This is a genomic window from Mesorhizobium sp. M1E.F.Ca.ET.041.01.1.1 (assembly GCF_003997355.1).
GTDB lineage: Bacteria > Pseudomonadota > Alphaproteobacteria > Rhizobiales > Rhizobiaceae > Mesorhizobium.
On record NZ_RZSL01001051.1, the window covers coordinates 1 to 1,195 of the forward strand.

The window sequence follows — 1,195 nt, forward strand, 5'->3', positions numbered from 1 at the left end:
CCGACCTCCGCAGCGACTCGGTATCGGCCGCCTAGAAGAGCCTCGACGCCGACGCCCCTCGCGATTTCACCGCAACTATGAAGCGCTGTGCCCACATTATGGCATGACGCCGACGCGCAACAACAAAGGTGTCGCCCATGAGAACGGTTCAATCGAAGCTCCCAATGGCCACCTGAAGCCACGGCTCGCTCAGGCCCCGCGCAGCCGGAGGAGCCGCGATTTCGACAGCATCGAGGACTACCTGCAGCGCGGCAATCAACGTGAGAGCGCGTATTGCCTCACGTAACGATGCTCCCCGAGATTCGAGCGTTGCCTCATCCATTTTCATATCCCGGCTTGGGGCGAAGGAGGCCGGGCGCGGAGATGGCCGAGGTTTCGCAGCGCCCGGCCTCCTTCGCGAGCGCCACCCGCCTCAGTGTGGCCTTGCGATCTCCGGGATCGGCGGCTCCTTGTTCAATGGGCCAAACAGCAACGCGTCCGCCTGTTCGCTACGCCAGACCTTTAGCCGGCGCTGAAGCGTTCGAAGCAGTTTGTTCGGGTAATCGCCGGGATACTCCGCCTTCAGTCGTGACAGAAGTTCGCAGCCGTTCGCCATGGCTTCGAACCAATTTCGCAAGTCGGCAGTCGCCTTGACGAGAGGGGCAGGACGCCGCCCTCTTTTGGCTTTCACAATCGGCGATCCGTTGGCCAGATAGCCCCGTCCTTCCAGGCAGTCCGCAAACTCGCCAGGAAGAGGTCTATCGGCTGAGCTGCCCGGTCAGGGCGCATGGCCGGCGGAGTATCGGCAAGCGCAGTGAGTCGCTCCTGCACGGCGCGGATATCGCGCAATAGCAGGACAGGATCGAGCCCGGCGTAGATTTCCTTCTGACGGGAGCGGACCGCATCAGAGGTGCGAGCATCGGCAACCAGACGATGATGCGGCGTAGCTGGCGGACTACACGTCTTGCGCACACGTGCGCCGTCAAACAGCCGCGCTGACCGGTAGAGCTTGGCTAGCAGCATGGCGGCCTCCAGCCCCTCGAACCGGCGATATCCGACCATCCTACGCACCACGGCGCCGTTCTTCTGCTCGACATAGGCCTAATCTAGTGGTTCTTGCGGTAGGGGGGCAGCGCGTGAAGACGATGTTGGCGCCGTCGCAATAGGCCTTCAGCGTCTCGTTCATGAAAACGGTGTCGTTGTCCGTATCCAGACC

General features: G+C 62.4%; 2 pseudogenes. One reads left to right on the forward strand and one right to left on the reverse strand.

Features of this window, described 5'->3' with window-relative positions:
- Window positions 1-226 (forward strand): annotated as a pseudogene (locus EOA38_RS39940) (IS21 family transposase); the annotation flags it as partial.
- Window positions 227-412: 186 nt separating this feature from the next.
- Here the strand turns inward: EOA38_RS39940 and EOA38_RS37255 are convergent.
- Window positions 413-1,195 (reverse strand): annotated as a pseudogene (locus EOA38_RS37255) (ISNCY family transposase); the annotation flags it as partial.